We start from the raw sequence: 18,958 nt of genomic DNA, 5'->3' as shown, positions 1-18,958 counted from the left end.
GGTTCCGGCAGCGGCAGGCAGGCGGGGCGCCCGTTTGGTCCGCAGCAGGATGCAGGTTTCGAGTTTTCAACATTCGCTGACCGCAACCACGGGTGACGCCACGCCATGACGCGAACGATCAAGAAGCTCCTCGTCGCAAACCGGTCCGAGATCGCGATCCGCGTCTTTCGCGCCGCGACCGAACTCGGCATCACCACGGTCGCCCTCTATGCGGAGGAGGACAAGCTCTCCCTGCATCGGTTCAAGGCGGACGAGGCTTATCAGGTCGGGCGCGGCCCGTTTCTGCCCAAGCCGCTGGGTCCGATCGACGCCTATCTCTCCATCGACGAGGTGATCCGCGTCGCCAAGGAGGCGAAGGTCGACGCCATCCATCCCGGCTATGGCTTCCTTTCCGAGAGTCCCGAATTCGCCGAGGCGTGTGCGGAAGCGGGAATCATCTTCATCGGCCCGACGCCGCAGACCATGCGCGACCTCGGCAACAAGGTGGCCGCGCGCAACCTCGCCATCTCGGTCGGCGTGCCCGTCATGCCGGCGACCGAGCCGCTGCCGGACGACCCGCAGGCGGTGCTGGCGGCGGCCCGCGCGGTCGGCTACCCCGTCATGCTCAAGGCGAGCTGGGGCGGCGGCGGGCGCGGCATGCGCCCCATCGACAGCGAGGACAAGCTGCTCGACGCCGTGATGACCGCCAAGCGCGAGGCCAAGGCGGCCTTCGGCAAGGATGAGGTCTATCTCGAAAAGCTGGTGCGCCGCGCCCGGCATGTCGAGGTGCAGATCCTCGGCGACACCCATGGCAATCTCGTCCATCTGTTCGAGCGCGACTGCTCGATCCAGCGCCGCAACCAGAAGGTGATCGAGCGCGCCCCGGCGCCTTATGTCGACGCGGCGACCCGCAAGGCCCTCACCGACGCCGCTCTCGCCATCGGCCGGGCCACCGACTATATCGGCGCCGGCACGGTCGAGTTCCTGATGGATGCCGACACCGGCGCCTTCTATTTCATCGAGGTCAATCCGCGCATCCAGGTCGAGCACACGGTGACGGAAGTCGTCACCGGCCTCGACCTGATCAAGGCGCAGATCCGCATCCTCGAAGGCGGCCATATCGGCGATCTCAGCGAGACCGGCATTCCCGCGCAGGACGCCATCCGCCTCAACGGCCACGCCCTGCAGTGCCGCATCACCACCGAGGACCCCGAGAACAATTTCATCCCGGACTATGGCCGCATCACCGCCTATCGCGGCGCCATGGGCTTCGGCATCCGTGTCGATGGCGGCACCGCCTATTCCGGCGCCGTGGTCACGCGCTTCTACGACCCGATGCTGGAGAAGGTGACGGCCTGGGCGCCGACCTCGGACGAGGTCATCGCCCGCATGCACCGGGCGCTGCGCGAATACCGCATCCGCGGCGTGGCGACCAATCTGCCCTTCCTCGAAAACGTGCTGACGCACGACGATTTCACCTCCTGCCGCTACACCACCCGCTTCATCGACACCACGCCGGAGCTGTTCGATTTCGGCGGAAGACGTGACCGCGCCACCAAGCTGCTGGCCTGGATCGCCGATGTCACGGTGAACGGCCACCCGGAAGTGAAGGGCCGCGCCCGGCCTTCCGCCACCGCCCGCATTCCCGAGCCGCCGGCCTTCCGCGCCGCGCCGGCGCCCGGCACGCGGCAATTGCTCGACCAGCTCGGCCCCAAGGGCTTCGCCGACTGGATGCTGGCGCAGAAGCGGGTGCTCGTCACCGACACCACCATGCGCGACGCCCACCAGTCGCTGCTCGCCACCCGCATGCGTTCGCACGACATCGGCCGCGTCGCCGAGTCCTACGCGCGGGGGCTGCCGGGCCTCCTCTCGCTGGAATGCTGGGGCGGGGCGGCGTTCGATGTCTCCATGCGCTTCCTCTCGGAAGACCCGTGGGAAGGGTTGGCGAAGATCCGCGAGGCGGTGCCGAACATCCTGACGCAGACCCTGGTGCGCGGCGCCAACGGGGTCGGCTACGCCAACTACCCCGACAATGTCGTGCGCTTCTTCATCCGCCAGGCGGCGGATGCCGGCATGGACATTTTCCGCGTCTTCGACTGCCTCAACTGGATCGAGAACATGCGCGTCTCGATCGACGAGGCGCTGAAGACCGGCAAGCTGGTCGAGGGCGCCATCTGCTATGCCGGCGACCTGCTCGACCCGGCACGGTCGAAATACGACCTGAAATACTATGTCTCGATGGCCAAGGAACTGGAGAAGACCGGCATCCATGTCCTTGGCCTCAAGGATATGGGCGGCCTGGTCAAGCCCGCCGCCGCCAAGGTGCTGTTCAAGGCGCTGAAGGAGGAGATCGGCCTGCCCATCCACTTCCACACCCATGACACCTCGGGCGTCGCCGGCGCCTCGGTGCTGGCGGCGGTGGAGGCGGGGGTCGACGCGGTCGACCTCGCCATGGACGCGATGAGCGGCATGACCTCGCAGCCGTGCCTCGGCTCCATCGTCGAGGCGCTGCGCGGCTCGGAGCGCGACACCGGGCTCGACCCGGAAGCCATCCGCCGCATCTCCTTCTATTGGGAAGGCGTGCGCGCGCAATACGCCGCCTTCGAGAGCGACCTCAAGGGCCCGGCCTCGGAAGTCTATCTGCACGAAATGCCCGGCGGGCAGTTCACAAACTTGAAGGAACAGGCCCGCTCCATGGGGCTGGAGAGCCGCTGGCACGAGGTGGCGCGGGCCTATCGCGACGCCAACGACCTGTTCGGCGACATCATCAAGGTCACGCCCTCCTCCAAGGTGGTGGGCGACCTCGCCCTCATGATGGTGAGCCAGGGCCTCTCCGCCGCCGACGTGCTGGACCCCGCGCGCGACGTCGCCTTCCCGGCCTCGGCGGTGGCGATGCTGCATGGCGAATATGGCCAGCCCCTCGGCGGCTGGCCGGAAGCGCTGCAGGCGAAGGCGCTGAAGGGCGAGGCGCCGATCACCGTGCGCTACGGCTCGCTGCTGGAGGACGCCGATCTCGAAGCCGAACGCGCCGATGTGTCGGCGCTCATCGGCCGGCCGGCCTCCGACCGCGAACTCGCCTCCTACCTCATGTACCCGAAGGTGTTTTCCGACTTCGCCCCGGTGCTGGCCCAGTTCGGCCCGGTCTCGGCGCTGCCGACCCCGGTGTTCTTCTACGGCATGAAGCCGGGGGATGAGACCACGATCGAGATCGAGCGCGGCAAGACGCTGATGGTGCGCCTCACCGCGCTCGGCGACACCCGCGACGACGGCCAGGTCGAGGTGTTCTTCGAGCTGAACGGCCAGCCGCGCATGATCCTGGCGGTCGACCGCGACGCGGTGCCGAAAATCGCCGGAAGGCGCAAGGCGGAGGAGGGCAACCCCGCCCATGTCGCCGCGCCGATGCCGGGCACCATCTCCTCGCTCGCCGTGCAGGGCGGGCAGGCGGTGCAGGCCGGCGACGTGCTGCTCACCATCGAGGCGATGAAGATGGAAACGGCGATCCATGCCCCGCGCGCGGGCACGGTGGCGGAGATTCTGGTGGCGCCCGGCAACGCGATCGACGCCAAGGATTTGCTGGTCGTTCTCGACGACCAGACGTGAAACGAAACGGTTAACGACCTTCTCGGGAGGAAGGCGATCTTGGGAGGCAGGCAAAAATGCGATTGGCAATACTGAAGGAAGAGACGGGCCTTGAGCCCCGCGTGGCGGGCAGTCCCGACACGGTAAAGCGCTATCTCGGCTTGGGGGCGACGGTTGTTGTTGCCTCGGGTGCGGGTGTGGCGTCGGGGATTGGCGATGCTGATTATGAGGGCGCGGGCGCCAGCGTTGTCGCGGACAATGCGGCGGCGGTTTCGGGGGCGGATCTGGTGCTCGCCGTGCGCCGGCCGGAGGCGGCGGCGCTGAAGGGCATCAACCCCGGCGCGCTTGTGATCGCCATCGCCGACCCGCATGGCCATGAGGCGGCGCTGACCGAGATCGCCGGCACCGGCGCCAGCCTGTTCGCGATGGAGCTGATGCCGCGCATCACCCGGGCGCAGGTGATGGACGTGCTGTCCTCGCAGGCCAACCTTGCCGGCTACCGCGCGGTGATCGACGCCTCGTCCGAGTTCGGCCGGGCCTTCCCGATGATGATGACGGCGGCCGGCACCGTGCCGGCGGCGCGCGTCTTCATCATGGGCGCGGGTGTGGCCGGCCTGCAGGCGATCGCCACGGCGCGGCGCCTCGGCGCGGTGGTCTCGGCCACCGATGTGCGCCCGGCGGCGAAGGAACAGGTCGAATCCCTCGGCGCCAAGTTCATCGCGGTGGAGGACGAGGAGTTCAAGCAGGCGGAAACCGCCGGCGGCTACGCCAAGGCGATGTCGGCGGAATACCAGGCCAAGCAGGCGGCGCTGACCGCCGCCCACATCGCCAAGCAGGACATCGTCATCACCACGGCGCTGATCCCCGGCCGCCCGGCGCCCAAGCTGGTGGCGGCCGACACGGTGGCGGCGATGAAGCCGGGCTCGATCCTGATCGACCTCGCGGTGGAACGCGGCGGCAATGTCGAAGGCGCGGTCGCCGGCGAAGTCGTCACCACGGCGAACGGTGTCAAGATCGTCGGCCATCTCAACGTGCCGGGACGCCTCGCGGCCACCGCCTCGCAGCTCTACGCCAAGAACCTCTACGCCTTTGTCGAGACGCTGGTGGACAAGAGCACGAAGGCGCTCGCGGTGAAGTGGGACGACGAGCTGGTGAAGGCGACGCTGCTGACCAAGGACGGGGCGGTGGTGCATCCGGGCTTCAAGCCGGCCGACGTTGCGCCGGCGGCGGCGGCCACGGACGCTTCGGCGGCTTAAGGGCGGACGGCGTAGGGCGGACGGCGTAAGGCGCGGGCCGCCTCTCCCACGTCATCCCCGGGCTTGACCCGGGGATCCACGGGCCACCGGAACCATGGACCCGCGCTGCGGCGTGCGGGACATGGATCCCCGGGTCAAGCCCGGGGATGACGGTCTGGGAGGGGGATGACGGCCGGAGGGAAGGGCTCGCCGGCGCGGCACTCGTCCGGCGCTCTTCCGGCACCCGCCCGTCTTGCTTGCGATCCCGGCTCGGCGCTTCGCGCCGTCCGGGATGACGTGGCAGGGGCGCCTTCCGGGGACGCCTGCCGGGACGCCTGAAACGAGATCAAGTCTTAAGGGCGGCCCAGCCGGGGAGATCGGCGGCCGGCTCACAGAACGGGGAATAGAGGAAATGGCCAATCCGGCAGGGGGCGTGATACTCGCCCAGAACGCGCCAGGCGTCTCGGACGCTGTGGCGCAGGGAGCGATGGCGCAGAACGCGGCCGAAGGGGCGCGGATGGCGGCTGAGGTCGCCCGGCAGGCGGCGGAAGCGGCCGCCGCCTATGCCCAGGCGGCGCAGCAGAGCTATGCCGACATTGCCGGCGCGACGGTGCACACGCTTTCAGGCGGGGCGATCGACCCGTTCGTGTTCCAGCTCGCCATCTTCGTGCTTGCGGTGTGCGTCGGCTATTACGTCGTATGGTCGGTGACCCCGGCGCTGCACACGCCCTTGATGAGCGTGACCAACGCCATCTCCTCGGTGATCGTGGTCGGCGCGCTGCTGGCGGTGGGCGTCGACACGGTGGCCGAGGGCACCGGCTGGGCGCGCGGCTTCGGCTTTGTCGGCCTGATCCTGGCGGCGGTGAACATCTTTGGCGGGTTCCTGGTGACCAGCCGCATGCTCGCCATGTACTCGAAGAAGAAGTGAGCGCACGGACATGAACGCCAATCTGGTCGCGCTGCTCTATCTCGTCTCCGGTGTCCTGTTCATCCTGGCGCTGCGCGGGCTCTCCAGCCCGGTCACGTCCCGCCAGGGCAATATTTTCGGCATGGTCGGCATGACCATCGCCATCGTCACCACGCTGGCCGCCTCGCCCCCGGCGGGGCTGGGCGGCTGGGCGCTTGTTATCGGCGGCCTCGCCATTGGCGGCGGCGCCGGCGCCATCATCGCCAAGAAGATCGCGATGACGCAGATGCCGCAGCTGGTGGCGGCCTTCCATTCGCTGGTCGGCCTCTCCGCCGTGATGGTGGCGGCGGCGGCGCTCTACGCCCCGGCGGCGTTCCACATCGGCGAGCCCGGCCTCATCCACGCCCAGGCGCTGATCGAGATGAGCCTTGGCGTCGCCATCGGCGCCATCACCTTCACCGGCTCGGTGATCGCGTTTGCCAAGCTCAATGGCAACATGTCGGGCAAGCCGATCATGCTGCCGGCCCGGCACCTGATCAATGCCGGCCTCGCCGTGCTGATCGTGGTGCTGATCGGCGTGCTGGTGGCGACCGAGAGCCACACCGTGTTCTGGCTGATCGTCATCGCCGCGCTGGTGCTCGGCGGGCTGATCATCATCCCGATCGGCGGCGCCGACATGCCGGTCGTGGTGTCGATGCTCAACTCCTATTCCGGCTGGGCGGCGGCGGGCATCGGCTTCACCCTGCAGAACACGGCGCTGATCATCACAGGCGCGCTGGTGGGCTCCTCAGGCGCGATCCTGAGCTACATCATGTGCAAGGCGATGAACCGCTCCTTCATCTCGGTGATCCTGGGCGGGTTCGGCGGCGACACTTCGGGCGGCCCGGCCGGCGCGGTGGAAACGCGGCCGGTGAAGCAGGGCTCGGCCGAGGACGCGGCCTTCATCATGAAGAACGCCTCCAAGGTCATCATCGTGCCGGGCTATGGCATGGCGGTGGCGCAGGCCCAGCACGCGCTGCGCGAGATGGGCGACCGGCTGAAGGAGGAAGGCGTCGAGGTGAAATACGCCATCCACCCCGTCGCCGGCCGCATGCCCGGGCACATGAACGTGCTGCTGGCGGAAGCCAACGTGCCCTATGACGAGGTGTTCGAGCTGGAGGACATCAACTCCGAGTTCGCTCAAGCCGACGTCGCCTTCGTCATCGGCGCCAATGACGTGACCAACCCGGCGGCCAAGACCGACCCGACCTCGGCGATCTACGGCATGCCGATCCTCGACGTGGAAAAGGCAAAGACCGTGCTGTTCATCAAGCGCGGCATGGCGGCCGGCTATGCCGGCGTGGAGAACGAGCTGTTCTTCCGCGACAACACGATGATGCTGTTCGCCGACGCCAAGAAGATGGTCGAGGACATTGTGAAGAACCTCAACCACTGACGCCTTAACCACTGACGCCTTCGCCGCGAATGTTGCCCGGCTTTCGCGATCGGCAAGGGCGTGGGGAAGAAGGGGCGGGGGGAGCGGACCGGGGAGGCTGGACGCTTTGGCCGCATCGGCCTGATCGTCCACCTCACTGCACTGATTGGTCACGCCTCGCAGCGCCGAAAAAGCCGGGCTTTTTGCCCGGCTTTTTTGTTTTCCGCCGCCGGGGCGGGCGAGCTTAACCGGCTGTCAACCAAGAGCCGCTAGCGTTTGCCCATGACGCGCGGCGTATCCTGGTTTTTCGTAGCCCCGCTCGTCCTTCTGGGGCTTTCCGGTTGCAAGTTCGGGCTGTACGAGCAGCGCGAACCCTGGCGCACGGAAGCCGAGGAACGGTGTCTGGCGGAGGGCCGGGTCAAGCCCTCCGCCTTCATCGTCCCAGACCGGGCGATCAATGGCGCTGGTACATGCGGCATGGACCATGCCTTCCGCATCACGGCTTTTTCCGAGGGATCTGTTGAGGTTAGCCCGCGCGCGACGCTGGCCTGCCCGATGACCTCGGCCGTCGACCAATGGGTGACGCAGGACGTTCAGCCCGCCGCCATGGCCTGGTTCGGCCAGCCGGTGGTGAAGGTGAAGCAGATGTCGTCCTATTCCTGCCGGCGGATGAACGGCGCGAAGACGGGCAAGATTTCCGAGCACGCCTTCGGCAACGGGCTCGACATCGCCGGCTTCGTGCTCGCCGACGGACGCGAGATTTCGGTGAAAAAGGACTGGAAGGGCAGCGCCGATGCGCGCGGATTCCTGCGCACCGTGCAGGCTGATGCCTGCGAGCGATTCACCGTCGTGCTGGCACCCGGATCGAACATCTATCACTACGATCATATCCACATCGACCTGATGCGCCGCGCCTCCGGTAGTTCAACCTGTAAGCCTTTGGCACAGCGGCCGAATCCGCCGCGTCTGCCGGTGTTCAAGGCGCCGGCCTACAAGGCCCCGCCCTATGGCGCCTCGTGGCAGACCGGGCCGATCTCGTCGGTGCCGGGTGCCGCCGAGCCGGTGGAGAATTACGGCCCGGAAGGTGCCGAGCAGGAAGGGTACGATGGCGAGGCCAGCGCGCCCGCGCCGGCTCTGCTGGCGCCGTCGCGCCCCGCAGCCGCTCGGACAATGCCGGCTCCCAGCTATCCGGCGGCGCCGGCGCCGACCTATTCCACCGCTCCGGCCTATCCGGCGGCAAGGCGCGCCCCCGCCGACACCGTGGGGGCGCCGATGGTGCTGACCCCGCCGGCGGTCGATCCCTATGCCAATGGCGGCTACGCACCGGATCCCGTCTCCGGCGCACCGGCTCAGCGGGGTTATCCCGCCCAGGCCTACCCGGCGCAGACGTACCCGGCGCAGACTTATCCCACTCCCGCGCCGGCGGCTCCCGCAGCGCCAGCCCGCCCGCGGCCGCCCGGCCTCCTGCCGCCGGGTAGCATCCCGCTGGCGAAATGGCTTGGGCTCGACACGACACCCACGGCGGCGACCGGTAATGTGCGCTCCTTCACCACCGAGCGGGAATTCGCCAGCCCGATCAGAGGCGTAGCGGCGCCGGCGGGTGGCGACTGAGCCTTCGCGGGCGTCAGTTGAGCAGCGTGTCGAGCCCGCGCTTCACCCCGATCCAGCCCCGCACCTTGCGGGCGGCGAGCAGCGTGCCGGCGACATAGGGCGCGGCCGAGGACCCGGCGTCGTGGCGGATGGTCAGCCGTTCGTCCGGGGCGCCGAAGATCGCCTCCACCCCCAGCACGAAGGAGGGCAGGCGCAGCGCGTGCACCCGCACCTCGCGCGGTCCCTCGCCAAAGGCGCCGCCGCGGGTCTCGGGCACGCCCACCACCTCGGAAATCGGGCGCGACGTGGCCGGCTGGCGTACTCCGGCCAACGCTTCGGCCAGTTCTCGGCCGGTGCCGGAAGGGGCGTCCGGCTTGCCGGCGGAGGCGTAGTCGATGAGCTCGACATCGGCGACATACTTCGCCGCCTCCAGCGTGAAGCGCTTGAGCAGTGTGGCGGTGATGGAGAAATTGCCCGCCGCCAGCAGGCCGGTCTCATGCGCCCGCGCTACGTCGTCGAGTTCGGCATAATCGGCGGCACCCAGCCCCGATGTGCCGATAACCACGGCGAGACCCGCTTCCAGCGCGGCGCGGGCATTGGCCTTCACCACGCCGGGCTTGGTGTAGTCGATCAGCACGTCGGCGGGAACGGCGAGAGCTTCGGCCACGCTGGCGAAGACCGGGACCCCGCTCGCTGCGCCGCCGAGCGCGGTGCCCAGGTCACTGCCGGCCTGCGAGCGGGCAATGGCGGCGACCAGTTCGAGATCCGGGGCGGCGGCGATGGCCGGCGCGAGGGCGCGGCCGACCCAGCCGGTGGCGCCGGCGAGAATGATGCGGATCGCCATGGCGGGCTCCTTGACGGCTGGCGTGGGAGCGCAGTCGTAGCAAGCCTGGCGCCCGGCGCCAAATGGCGCGCGGGGAAGGAGGGTGCCAGCCGGCCTATAAGCCGGGTTTTGTATGGCGGGATTTCTCCCACGTGACGGCCATTCCTCTGGGACGCCAATTACTTGACGCCTCAAGCAGTCAACCCGGGTGACTGTCCGAAGACGGGACCTGAAGCGCGGCCATCTCTGACGGCGCGTCGTGCCACCCCTATACGACTTTGCTCCCGGTGGGGTTTGCCGTGCCGCCTCCGTTGCCGGACGCGCGGTGCGCTTTTACCGCACCGTTTCACCCTTACCGCGGGCGAACCCGTGGCGGTCTGATTTCTGTGGCACTTTCCCTAGGGTCGCCCCCGCCGGACGTTATCCGGCACCGTGTCTCCGTGGAGCCCGGACTTTCCTCGGCATCTTGCGATGACGCGGCCGTCCGGCCGGCTGGCGGCGCAGCAATGGGCGAGGCGCGGGGCCGCGTCAAGTGTGGGGAGGGCGGAAGGGCTGCCGCGCGCGCCCGCTTCTGGGGACGACGCGGTTCGCAGCCCCTGCTACAGGCGCACGCCGAGAGGTCGTCAGTTGGAGGCCATGATGGTGCGTGCTTTGCTGCAATAGCTGCGCGCCGCCGAGGACATGCGCTTGGCGCCATGCCCACCTTGGTAGCGCATCACGGTGCCGCAGGTGTCGCCGCCGGCCAGGCGATAGGCCCCGGCGAGGTAGCGCATGCCCCAGCGGATATTGGTCGCGGGTTCATACAGCTTGGCGCGGGAGCCCTTGTAGCCGACCCCTCGCGCGGTCTGGTGCTTGATCTGCATAAGGCCGACCTCGCCGGCGCGGCCGGTCACGTTGGGTTTCCAATTGCTCTCGATACGCACCACCGCGCGGGCGAGGGCGACTGGGATGCCGTTGGCACGGGCTTCGCGATCTACCAGGCTGGTCAGTTTAGTTTCTGTGATGGAATGGTTTAATTCCGACGTTTCAGCGACGACATTCGAACGCCGCTCGATGTTCGATTTGGCACTTGCGTCATTCACGGCAGAGGCGATGAAAATAACGGCGATGAAGGAAGCAGATAGGAGGCGGGAGACGTTCATTATGTGGCGATGGCCTTCTCATCCGGTTGCGACGGCCGGGAAAAGCCAATCAAATCTGTTGTGAATGTGACGTTTAACGCACGGGTGGAGCCGCAATCGAAACGTGCCGCAGCCGCAACCGGGCATCAATACCGTGGAATGTGGTGCAATCGCAGCGAACGTGAACGATGCTTGCGTCAAAGGGGCGGCACGCGCAGCATCCTGTCTCGCGACGCGAATTTTATGGGCGTGCCGCTATTTTAGGCGGAATCGGAGGTGGTCGCGGCCCCATCGCCGGTCGCCGCCGGCCGGGCGGCGCAGAGGGCGTAGAGCGTCGCCAGCGTCGAGACATCGGCGATGCCGTCAATGCGGGCGCGGCGGAAATGGCGCTGGAAGGCGCGCACAACAGCCTCCGTTGTCTCGCAGAACGCTCCGTTTACCGGCACCCCATAGCCATAAAAGGCGAGCATGGCCTGCAGCGCCTCTATCGGCTGGCCGTGCTCGCCGCGCATGAAAAAGCGTCCGTCGCTCGGCGGGGCCTCTTCCACCAGGTGGCCGACGCCGAAACGGTGCAGCACTTCCCAGGGGAATTTCTCGCCCGGATCGTTCTTTCGCAGGGGGGCGACGTCGGAATGGGCGAGCACCCGGTCCGGCGCAATCGGGTTGCGCGAAAGAATGTCCTTGGCCAGCGCGGTGACGGCCTCGACCTGGATGGCGGGGAAGGACGGGTAGCCGAAATCATGGCCAGGATTGGCAATCTCGATGCCGATAGAGTGCGAATTTAAATCGGTAGCGCCCGCCCAGACGCCGGCGCCGGCATGCCAAGCACGGCGCGCTTCGGGCACCAGCTGCAGGATGTGGCCATTCTCCAGCACAACATAGTGCGCGGAGACCTGCCGCTCGGGTGCTCGCAGCCAGTCAATCGCCTCGTCCGTTGATTCCATGCCGGTATAGTGCAGCAGCAGCATGTCCGGCCGGGCGACGCCGAGGCGCGGGCCATGGTTCGGCGAGGGCAGCACCTGCGCAACCAGCGGCGAGTCGGGCGGAAAGGGGGCGTCAGTGTCGCTCATCGCGCAGCAGCTAATCCCGACGGGCAGGTGATTCAACAGATTCTTAAGGTTCATGGGGCGTTAATCGCGAGATGCCGATCGCGGCGGAATCACCCTTGTGGACACTCCACAGGACGTGGAATCGCAACGGTCATTCCATTGACGCCCATCGTGTCCCATGGTATCCCAAATTATCCCGTTGCAGTACCGCGTAAGCAATGCCGATGGCGCCTTTCCGGCGCCAGTCGTCCGGCATTTCCTGTGCGGAGAGGGCCTTGCTGCGGGACGTGTTTGCGTAGGGGCGTACCGGGCCGATGGAACGTTTCGTATCGACCTATCCGATGCGGCTCGATTCCAAGGGCCGGATGTCGATCCCGGCGCCGTACCGCGCACTTCTGGCGCGGGACGGGCTGGAACACCTGTACTGCCATCCGGCGCTCGATCGTCCCGCCCTGCAGGCGGGCGGCGCGCGGCTGATGGCGGGGATCGACGCCCTGATCGCGCGCTATCCGCCCTATTCGGATGCGCGGGAGGAGCTGGCGGGCGCGCTCTACGGGGCGATCGAGATGGTGAAACTCGATCCGGAGGGCCGCGTGATGCTCAGCGAGGGGCTAAAGGCCCATGCGCAAATCAAGGACGAGGCCGTGCTTGTCGGCCTCGGGGATCATTTTCGAATCTGGGAGCCCGATCGCTTCCGGGCGCATCTGGCGGAGGCCACTGCCAAAGTGCGCGCGCTGAAGCAGGAGATCGGCTTCCAGGGGGCGACGCGGGATTCCCGCGCCGATGGGGTATGATGGCGGGTCGCGGCGGTTCGGAGACGGACGCTGCCGGCGGACCGGCCCGTCATCTGCCTGTCCTTCTGAACGAGGTTCTCAACCATCTCGCCCCGCAGCCGGGCGGCGTCTATGTCGACGGCACCTTCGGCGCCGGCGGCTACACGCGCGCCATTCTCGATGCGGCGGATTGCCGGGTGATCGCCATTGACCGCGACCCCAACGCCATTCGCGACGGGCAGGCGCTGGTCACGGAATTTGGCGGGCGGCTGACGCTCGTGCCCGAGCGTTTCAGCGCGCTCGACGCGGTGGCGCCGGCGGCCGGCGAAGCGCTGGTCGATGGCGTCGTGCTTGATATCGGCGTCTCCTCCATGCAGATCGACGAGGGCGAGCGCGGCTTCTCCTTCCGCCGCGACGGGCCGCTCGACATGCGGATGTCGCAGGACGGGCCTTCCGCCGCCGATTTGGTGGCGAAGCTGTCCGACACCGAGCTGGCGAACCTCATCTATCGCTTCGGCGAGGAGCGTCATTCCCGTGCCGTGGCCAAGGCCATCCTCGCGGCGCGGGCGGAGGCACCGATCGAGCGCACGCTGCAGCTGGCCGACATCGTCTCGAAGGTCGTGTGGGCCAAGCCGCATGAACCGCATCCAGCCACCCGCACCTTCCAGGCGCTGCGCATCGCGGTGAATGACGAGCTGGGCGAGCTGGCCCGCGCCCTTGCCGCCGCCGAGCGCATCCTCAAGCCCGGTGGGCGGCTGGTGGTCGTGACCTTCCATTCGCTGGAAGACCGCATCGTCAAGAACTTCCTCGCCAACCGTTCCAAGGTCGCCTCCGGCTCGCGCCATCTCCCGGCGGTTGCGGGCGCGGCGCCGAGCTTCACGCTGCTGGCGCGCGGGGCTGTCGAGCCCGGCGAGGAGGAGCGCGCCGGCAATTCCAGGGCGCGCTCGGCCAAGCTGCGCGCCGCCGCCCGCACCACGGCGCCGGCCCACCCCTATGGCGATCTCGGATCGCTGCTGCCGCCTCTGCCCGTCCTTGACGCCCACCGCCGACGCTGAGGTCGAGACATGTTCCGCATCTTCAATGCCGTCTCGGTCATCGCGCTGCTCGCTGCCGCCGGCATCGTCTACCATGTCAAATATTCCTCGGCCTTCGAAGCCCAGGAAATCGCCAAGCTGCGGACGGAAATCCGGGCAGAGCGCGACCGCATCGCCATTCTGCACGCCGAATGGGCTCGCCGCACCGCACCCGATCGTGTCCAGGCGCTGGCGGAAAAGCACCTCGACATGCAGCCGCTCGATGTCGACCACATGGACCGTCTTGCCAGCCTTCCCGCCAAGCCGAATGCCGGTGGCGACGGGCTGAGCGGGATGATCGAGGCGCTGGTGGACGGTCCCTCGCTGAACCCGCCGGCGCCGGAAACTGCCGCGCCCAAGCCGGCCAAGCCGGTGCGCAGCGCTCCCGCTGCCCGGCTACCTGACGACGCGCCGCTGCCCGAGCAGCCTTTCTCCGCCGAGCCGCTGCCGCTCTCGGCGATGCCGTCGGCTGGCACCATGGGCACGCAGCGCCGCAGCGCCGCAGGGCCGCAGGGCGTTCTTGGCCCGCCGCTCAATCCGGCAGCGGCCGCGCCGCTGCTTCCCCCCGGCGATGTCGGCCAATAGTCCCGAGGTGGCACCATGACCAGCATTCCCAAAATCTCCGCCTCCCCGATCGGCCGTGGCCTGCTGCGCCTGCCGCGTCGTCTGCTGCGCCTGCCAAACGCCCTCCTGCGCGGCCTTCTGGCGATCGTGCGGGCGGCCTTCGGACGCGGCCGGCCGGAAGCCCATGCGGTGGCGCGGGCGCGCATCGTGCTGTGCATGCTGGTGTTCGCCGGGGCCTATCTCGCCATTGCCGGCCGCCTCGCTATTCTCGCCTCGGCGCCGGAAGGCGCGGTGGCACGCCGGATCGTGGCCACCGACGCGGTGGCTTCGGCGCGGCCGGATATCGTCGACCGCAACGGGCTGGTGCTGGCCACCGATGTGAAGTCGGCCTCGCTCTATGGCGAGCCGCGCCGGCTGATCGATGTCGACGAGGCGGTGGAGGCGCTCACCGCCGTGCTGCCGGACCTCGACGCCAATGAACTGCGCCAGCGGCTCTCCACCGATCGCGGCTTCATCTGGCTGCGGCGTGACATCACCCCGCAGCAGCAGCGCGAGATCCACAATCTCGGCCTGCCGGGCATCGGCTTCATGACCGAGAACCGGCGCATCTATCCCGGCGGCACGCTCGGGGCGCATGTGCTCGGCTCGACCAATATCGACAATCAGGGCATTGCCGGCATCGAGAAATGGGTCGACACACGCGGCCTTGCCGACCTGCACCTCGCCGGCTTCGCCTCGGACCGGCAGCAGGAGCCGGTGGAACTGGCGCTCGATCTGCGCGTCCAGCACGTGCTGCGCGACGAACTCTTTGCCGCCAAAGAGAAATTCAAGGCGATCGCCGCTGCCGGCACGGTGGTTGATGTGCGTACTGGCGAGATCGTGGCCATGGCCTCGCTGCCGGATTTCGACGCCAACGACCCCGCCCGTTCGCTCGACCCGAAGAACCTCAACCGTCTGACCACCGGCGTGTTCGAGATGGGCTCCACCTTCAAGGCGCTGACCTTCGCCATGGCGCTGGACAGTGGCCGCTACACCATCAACTCGACGCTGGATGCGCGCGGGGCGCTGAGTTTTGGCCGGTTCCGGATCAGCGACTATCACGCCGAGAACCGCGTGCTGACGCTGCCCGAAGTGTTCCTGTTCTCGTCCAATATCGGCACCGCCAAGATGGCTCTGTCGCTGGGCGTCGACGCCCATAAGGCGTTCCTCGCCAAGACCGGGCAACTCGACCGGCTGCGCACCGAGCTGCCCGAGAGCGCCATGCCGATCGTGCCCAAGCGCTGGGGCGAGGTGAACACCGCCACCATCGCCTTCGGTCACGGCCTGGCGGTGGCACCGCTGCAGGCGGTGATGGCTGTGAACGCGCTGGTGAATGGGGGCACTCTCATCCCCCCGACCTTCCTGAAGCGCACGCGTGAGGAAGCGCTGGCCGCCGGCACGCCGGTGATCAGCCCGAAGACCAGCGCCCAGATGCGCTATCTGCTGCGCCTCAACGCCGAGAAGGGTTCGGCCAAGAAGGTCAACGTTCCCGGCTTCTATGCCGGCGGCAAAACCGGGACGGCGGAGAAGGTGATCAATGGGCGCTACTCGAAGACCAAGCTGCTCACCACCTTCACCGGCGTGTTCCCGATGGACAATCCGCAATACCTCGTGCTGGTGATGCTCGACGAGCCGCAGGCGGTCGAGGGCACGTATGGCTACGCCACGGCGGGCTGGAACGCGGCGCCGACGACGGGCAAGATCATCTCCCGCATCGGGCCGATGCTCGGCATCATGCCGCGCACCGAGGTTCCGCCGGCCGAAAGCCTGCTCGCCAACACCACGCTGGCGCGCGCGCAGTGATGTGAACGGCGCCGTGTACAGCGCGCAGGACGACGCCAATGCCTGATCGGATGCGACCTACCGTCGACTGCGCCCGCCGCCTCTCTCTCAGGGGTTTGATCGGCGAGGATGCCGACTATGCCGGCGCCGATCCGGAGCTTTCTGTCGGCGAACCCTCGCTTGACAGCCGCAGCGCGCGCGCAGGTGACGTGTTCTTCGCGCTTTCCGGGGCAAAGACCGACGGCCTCGCCCATGCGGGCGACGCCATTGCGCGGGGGGCTGTGGCTATCGTGGCCGAGGTGGAGCGGCCGGAGTGGCTCGATTCCGCCATTTCCTATGTGCGCATCGGCAATGCGCGCCGCGCGGTGGCGCTGGCCGCCGCGCGCGCCTTTCCGCGCCAGCCAGAGACCATCGTTGCCGTCACCGGCACCTCGGGCAAGACCTCGGTGGCCGCCTTCACCCGGCAGATCTGGCAGGGCCTCGGCTTTTCCGCCGCCAGCCTCGGTACACTTGGCGTGGTCGCCCCTTCCGGCGCGGTCTATGGCTCGTTGACCACGCCCGACCCGATCGAGTTGCACCGCACCCTTCACGCGCTGGCCGAGCAGGGGGTGACGCATCTGTGCGTCGAGGCTTCCTCGCACGGCCTCGACCAGCATCGCCTCGACGGCGTGCGGCTGAAGGCCGGCGGATTCACCAATCTCTCGCGCGACCATCTCGACTACCACCCCGATATGGAGGCCTATCTCCACGCCAAGATGCGGCTGTTCCGCGATCTGGTGCCACGGGGCGGCGGGGCGGCGGTGTGGGTAGACACCACCGAGGGGAGCCATGTCGCCCAGATGGCAGCCGAGCATGAGCTGAACGTGCTTGGCATTGGCGTCACCGGGGCCGGGATCACGCTTCTCTCGCGCGCCGATGAGGGGCTCGGCCAGAATCTGGACATCGAGGTCGAGCGAACACGCCATACGTTGAAGCTGCCGCTGGTCGGCGCCTTCCAGGCCTGCAACGCGCTGGTGGCCGCCGGCCTCGTCCTGCTTACGGGCACTCCCGCGCGCGGGGTGCTGCCGCTGCTGGAGACGCTGCAGGGGGTGCCCGGTCGGCTGGAGCTCGTTGGCACCAGGGACGGCGCGGGCGTGTTCGTCGACTATGCCCACAAGCCTGACGCGCTCGCCAACGCCCTCGACGCGCTGCGCCCCTATGCGAGCGGGCGGCTGATCGTCGTCTTTGGTTGCGGCGGCGACCGCGACCGTGGCAAGCGGCCGATCATGGGCGGCATCGCCGCCGCGAAGGCCGATATCGTGATCGTGACTGACGACAATCCGCGCGGCGAGGACCCCGCTTCCATCCGTGCTGCCATTCTCGCTAGTGCCGTTGGGGCACGCGAGATCGGCGATCGCGCGGAGGCGATCGCCGCCGCCATTGCCCTGGCCGGGCCGGGTGATGTGGTGCTGATCGCCGGCAAGGGCCACGAAACCGGCCAGATTATCGGCGACCGGACATTGCCATTCTCCGACCGCGATGTCGCGGTCGGATTTCTCGGGAGATGACCGAATGGGCGCTGCTTCGGCTGCCGCTTCGCCGCTCTGGACCCCGGATGCGCTCGCGCGGGCGACCGGCGGCACGCTGACGGGACCGCCTGCCGGCGCCATTGGCGGCATTTCCATCGACACCCGCACCTTGCAGCCCGGGGACGTGTTCTTCGCCATTCGCGGCGAGAACAGCGACGGCCATGCCTATGTCGGCACGGCGCAGCAACGCGGCGCAGCGCTCAGCGTGGTGGAACGCCGGCGCGTGGGCGAGATGCCGGACGGCGCGGCGCTGCTGGCGGTGGACGATGTGCTCGGTGCACTGGAGGCGGCCGGCCGCGCGGCCCGCGCACGAACCCATGCCCGGATCATCGGCGTCACTGGCTCGGTCGGCAAGACCACGACGAAGGAGGCGCTGGCGCTGGCGCTTGGAGCCGATGGCCCGACCCATGCCTCGGCCGCCTCCTACAATAATCACTGGGGCGTGCCACTCTCGCTCGCCCGTATGCCGCAGGCCAGTGCCTATGGTGTGTTCGAGCTGGGCATGAACCATCCCGGCGAGATCACCCCGCTGGTCGCCATGGTGCGCCCGCATGTGGCCATCGTCACCACCATCGAGCCGGTGCATATCGCCCAGTTCGACAGCGTCGAGGCGATCGCCGACGCCAAGGCCGAAATCTTCACCGGCGTCGAGCCGGGCGGGGCGGCGGTGCTCAACCGCGACAACCCGCATTTCGAGCGGCTCGCGGCGGCCGCGCGGGCGGCGGGCATCGCCACGATCATCAGCTTCGGCGAGGCGGAGGGGGCCGATGCCCGGCTTTCCTGCGTCAAGCTCAAGCCCGACATGTCGACCGCGAATGCCGACATCATGGGCGAGAGCGTCAGCTTCAAGGTCGGGCTCCCGGGGCGCCATATCGTGCAGAACGCGCTGGCCGTGCTCGCCGCCGCTAAGCTGGCGGGGGCCGATTTGTGTTTGGCGACGTTGGCGTTGTCGGCACTTGGCCCGCCTCCGGGGCGCGGCGTCCGCACGGTGCTGGCGGTAAAGGGTGGCGAAGCCCTGCTCATCGACGAGAGCTACAACGCCAACACGGCCTCGATGCGCGCCGCGCTGGCCGTGCTCGGCACCACGCCGGCGAGCGGGCGCGGGCGGCGGGTCGCCGTGCTCGGCGACATGCTGGAACTGGGGAGCGCGGGGGAGGCCATGCATCGCGAGCTCGCGCCGGCGGCGGCCTGCGCCGATCTCGTCTTCTGCGCCGGCCCGCTGATGCGGGCGCTGTGGGAGGCCCTGCCCGAGAGCCGCCGGGGCGCGTGGGCGCCCGATTCGGCGGCGCTGCTGCCGCTGGTGGCGGAACGGCTGCGCGGCGGCGACGTCATCATGGTCAAGGGCTCGAATGGCAGCCGCATGGGACCGCTGGTGCGTGCCCTCACCGAGCGATTTCCCGCCGCACGCCTTGCGGAAGCGGCGGAAACGTCGGAATGAGCCCCGCCGGTCACTTCTTCCTGA

14 protein-coding genes and 1 other RNA gene are annotated in these 18,958 nt (G+C 68.3%); 11 read left to right on the top strand and 4 right to left on the bottom strand.

Features of this window, described 5'->3' with window-relative positions; translation table 11 throughout:
• The first annotated feature begins 105 nt into the window (after window positions 1-105).
• The 5 genes from pyc to A3M1_RS0104665 all read left to right on the top strand — a co-directional run bounded on the left by pyc (window position 106) and on the right by A3M1_RS0104665 (window position 8,725).
• Window positions 106-3,579 carry a pyruvate carboxylase gene (pyc, locus tag A3M1_RS0104685; RefSeq protein WP_018387803.1) on the top strand — a complete coding sequence of 1,158 codons (3,474 nt, stop codon included), beginning with the start codon at window positions 106-108 and terminating at the stop codon, window positions 3,577-3,579.
• Between the two features lie 56 nt (window positions 3,580-3,635).
• Window positions 3,636-4,814 (top strand): Re/Si-specific NAD(P)(+) transhydrogenase subunit alpha, encoded by a 1,179-nt coding sequence (locus A3M1_RS0104680; protein WP_026221144.1) that lies wholly within the window; start codon window positions 3,636-3,638, stop codon window positions 4,812-4,814.
• Window positions 4,815-5,205: 391 nt separating this feature from the next.
• Window positions 5,206-5,721, top strand: a complete 516-nt coding sequence (locus A3M1_RS0104675; protein ID WP_018387363.1) for a proton-translocating transhydrogenase family protein — start codon at window positions 5,206-5,208, stop codon at window positions 5,719-5,721.
• 10 nt (window positions 5,722-5,731) lie between these two features.
• Window positions 5,732-7,135, top strand: coding sequence for an NAD(P)(+) transhydrogenase (Re/Si-specific) subunit beta (locus A3M1_RS0104670; RefSeq protein WP_018387362.1), 1,404 nt, complete (start codon window positions 5,732-5,734; stop codon window positions 7,133-7,135).
• Window positions 7,136-7,396: 261 nt separating this feature from the next.
• Window positions 7,397-8,725, top strand: a complete 1,329-nt coding sequence (locus tag A3M1_RS0104665) for an extensin family protein (protein ID WP_018387801.1) — start codon at window positions 7,397-7,399, stop codon at window positions 8,723-8,725.
• A gap of 13 nt (window positions 8,726-8,738) precedes the next feature.
• On the opposite strand, the gene dapB is transcribed toward A3M1_RS0104665, so the two are convergent.
• The 4 genes from dapB to A3M1_RS0104650 all read right to left on the bottom strand — a co-directional run bounded on the left by dapB (window position 8,739) and on the right by A3M1_RS0104650 (window position 11,718).
• On the bottom strand, window positions 8,739-9,548 hold the full coding sequence (gene dapB, locus A3M1_RS0104660) for a 4-hydroxy-tetrahydrodipicolinate reductase (RefSeq protein WP_018387800.1): 810 nt from the start codon (window positions 9,546-9,548) through the stop codon (window positions 8,739-8,741).
• Window positions 9,549-9,629: 81 nt separating this feature from the next.
• Window positions 9,630-10,023, bottom strand: an RNA gene (gene rnpB / locus A3M1_RS25550) — RNase P RNA component class A.
• 127 nt (window positions 10,024-10,150) lie between these two features.
• Window positions 10,151-10,669, bottom strand: coding sequence for a lytic transglycosylase domain-containing protein (locus A3M1_RS0104655; RefSeq protein WP_018387799.1), 519 nt, complete (start codon window positions 10,667-10,669; stop codon window positions 10,151-10,153).
• Window positions 10,670-10,908: 239 nt separating this feature from the next.
• On the bottom strand, window positions 10,909-11,718 hold the full coding sequence (locus A3M1_RS0104650; protein ID WP_018387798.1) for an N-acetylmuramoyl-L-alanine amidase: 810 nt from the start codon (window positions 11,716-11,718) through the stop codon (window positions 10,909-10,911).
• A 293-nt stretch (window positions 11,719-12,011) separates the two neighbouring features.
• On the opposite strand from A3M1_RS0104650, the gene A3M1_RS0104645 reads away from it, so the two are divergent.
• From A3M1_RS0104645 to A3M1_RS0104620, 6 genes are read left to right on the top strand one after another with little or no spacing between them, the layout of a single operon-like run.
• A complete protein-coding gene (locus A3M1_RS0104645; protein WP_018387797.1) occupies window positions 12,012-12,491 on the top strand; it encodes a division/cell wall cluster transcriptional repressor MraZ in 480 nt (159 codons plus the stop codon).
• Window positions 12,488-13,525 carry a 16S rRNA (cytosine(1402)-N(4))-methyltransferase RsmH gene (rsmH, locus tag A3M1_RS0104640; protein ID WP_026221143.1) on the top strand — a complete coding sequence of 346 codons (1,038 nt, stop codon included), beginning with the start codon at window positions 12,488-12,490 and terminating at the stop codon, window positions 13,523-13,525. Before A3M1_RS0104645 ends, rsmH begins: the two co-directional genes overlap by 4 nt.
• A 9-nt stretch (window positions 13,526-13,534) precedes the next feature.
• Entirely contained in the window at window positions 13,535-14,128 is a 594-nt protein-coding gene (locus A3M1_RS0104635; protein ID WP_018387795.1) for a hypothetical protein, read from the top strand.
• 15 nt (window positions 14,129-14,143) lie between these two features.
• Window positions 14,144-15,949 carry a penicillin-binding protein 2 gene (locus A3M1_RS0104630; protein ID WP_018387794.1) on the top strand — a complete coding sequence of 602 codons (1,806 nt, stop codon included), beginning with the start codon at window positions 14,144-14,146 and terminating at the stop codon, window positions 15,947-15,949.
• A gap of 38 nt (window positions 15,950-15,987) precedes the next feature.
• The gene (locus A3M1_RS0104625) at window positions 15,988-17,475 is read left to right on the top strand and encodes a UDP-N-acetylmuramoyl-L-alanyl-D-glutamate--2,6-diaminopimelate ligase (protein WP_245261569.1); all 1,488 of its coding nucleotides are present in this window, start codon (window positions 15,988-15,990) and stop codon (window positions 17,473-17,475) included.
• Window positions 17,476-17,479: 4 nt separating this feature from the next.
• Window positions 17,480-18,934, top strand: a complete 1,455-nt coding sequence (locus A3M1_RS0104620; protein WP_018387792.1) for a UDP-N-acetylmuramoylalanyl-D-glutamyl-2,6-diaminopimelate--D-alanyl-D-alanine ligase — start codon at window positions 17,480-17,482, stop codon at window positions 18,932-18,934.
• Window positions 18,935-18,958 lie beyond the last annotated feature (24 nt).

Origin of the sequence: Ancylobacter sp. FA202 (assembly GCF_000380205.1) — a bacterium.
Classification (GTDB): Bacteria; Pseudomonadota; Alphaproteobacteria; order Rhizobiales; family Xanthobacteraceae; genus Ancylobacter.
Note: the sequence above shows the minus strand (reverse complement) of the source record. Positions and strands in the feature narration are given on the sequence as shown.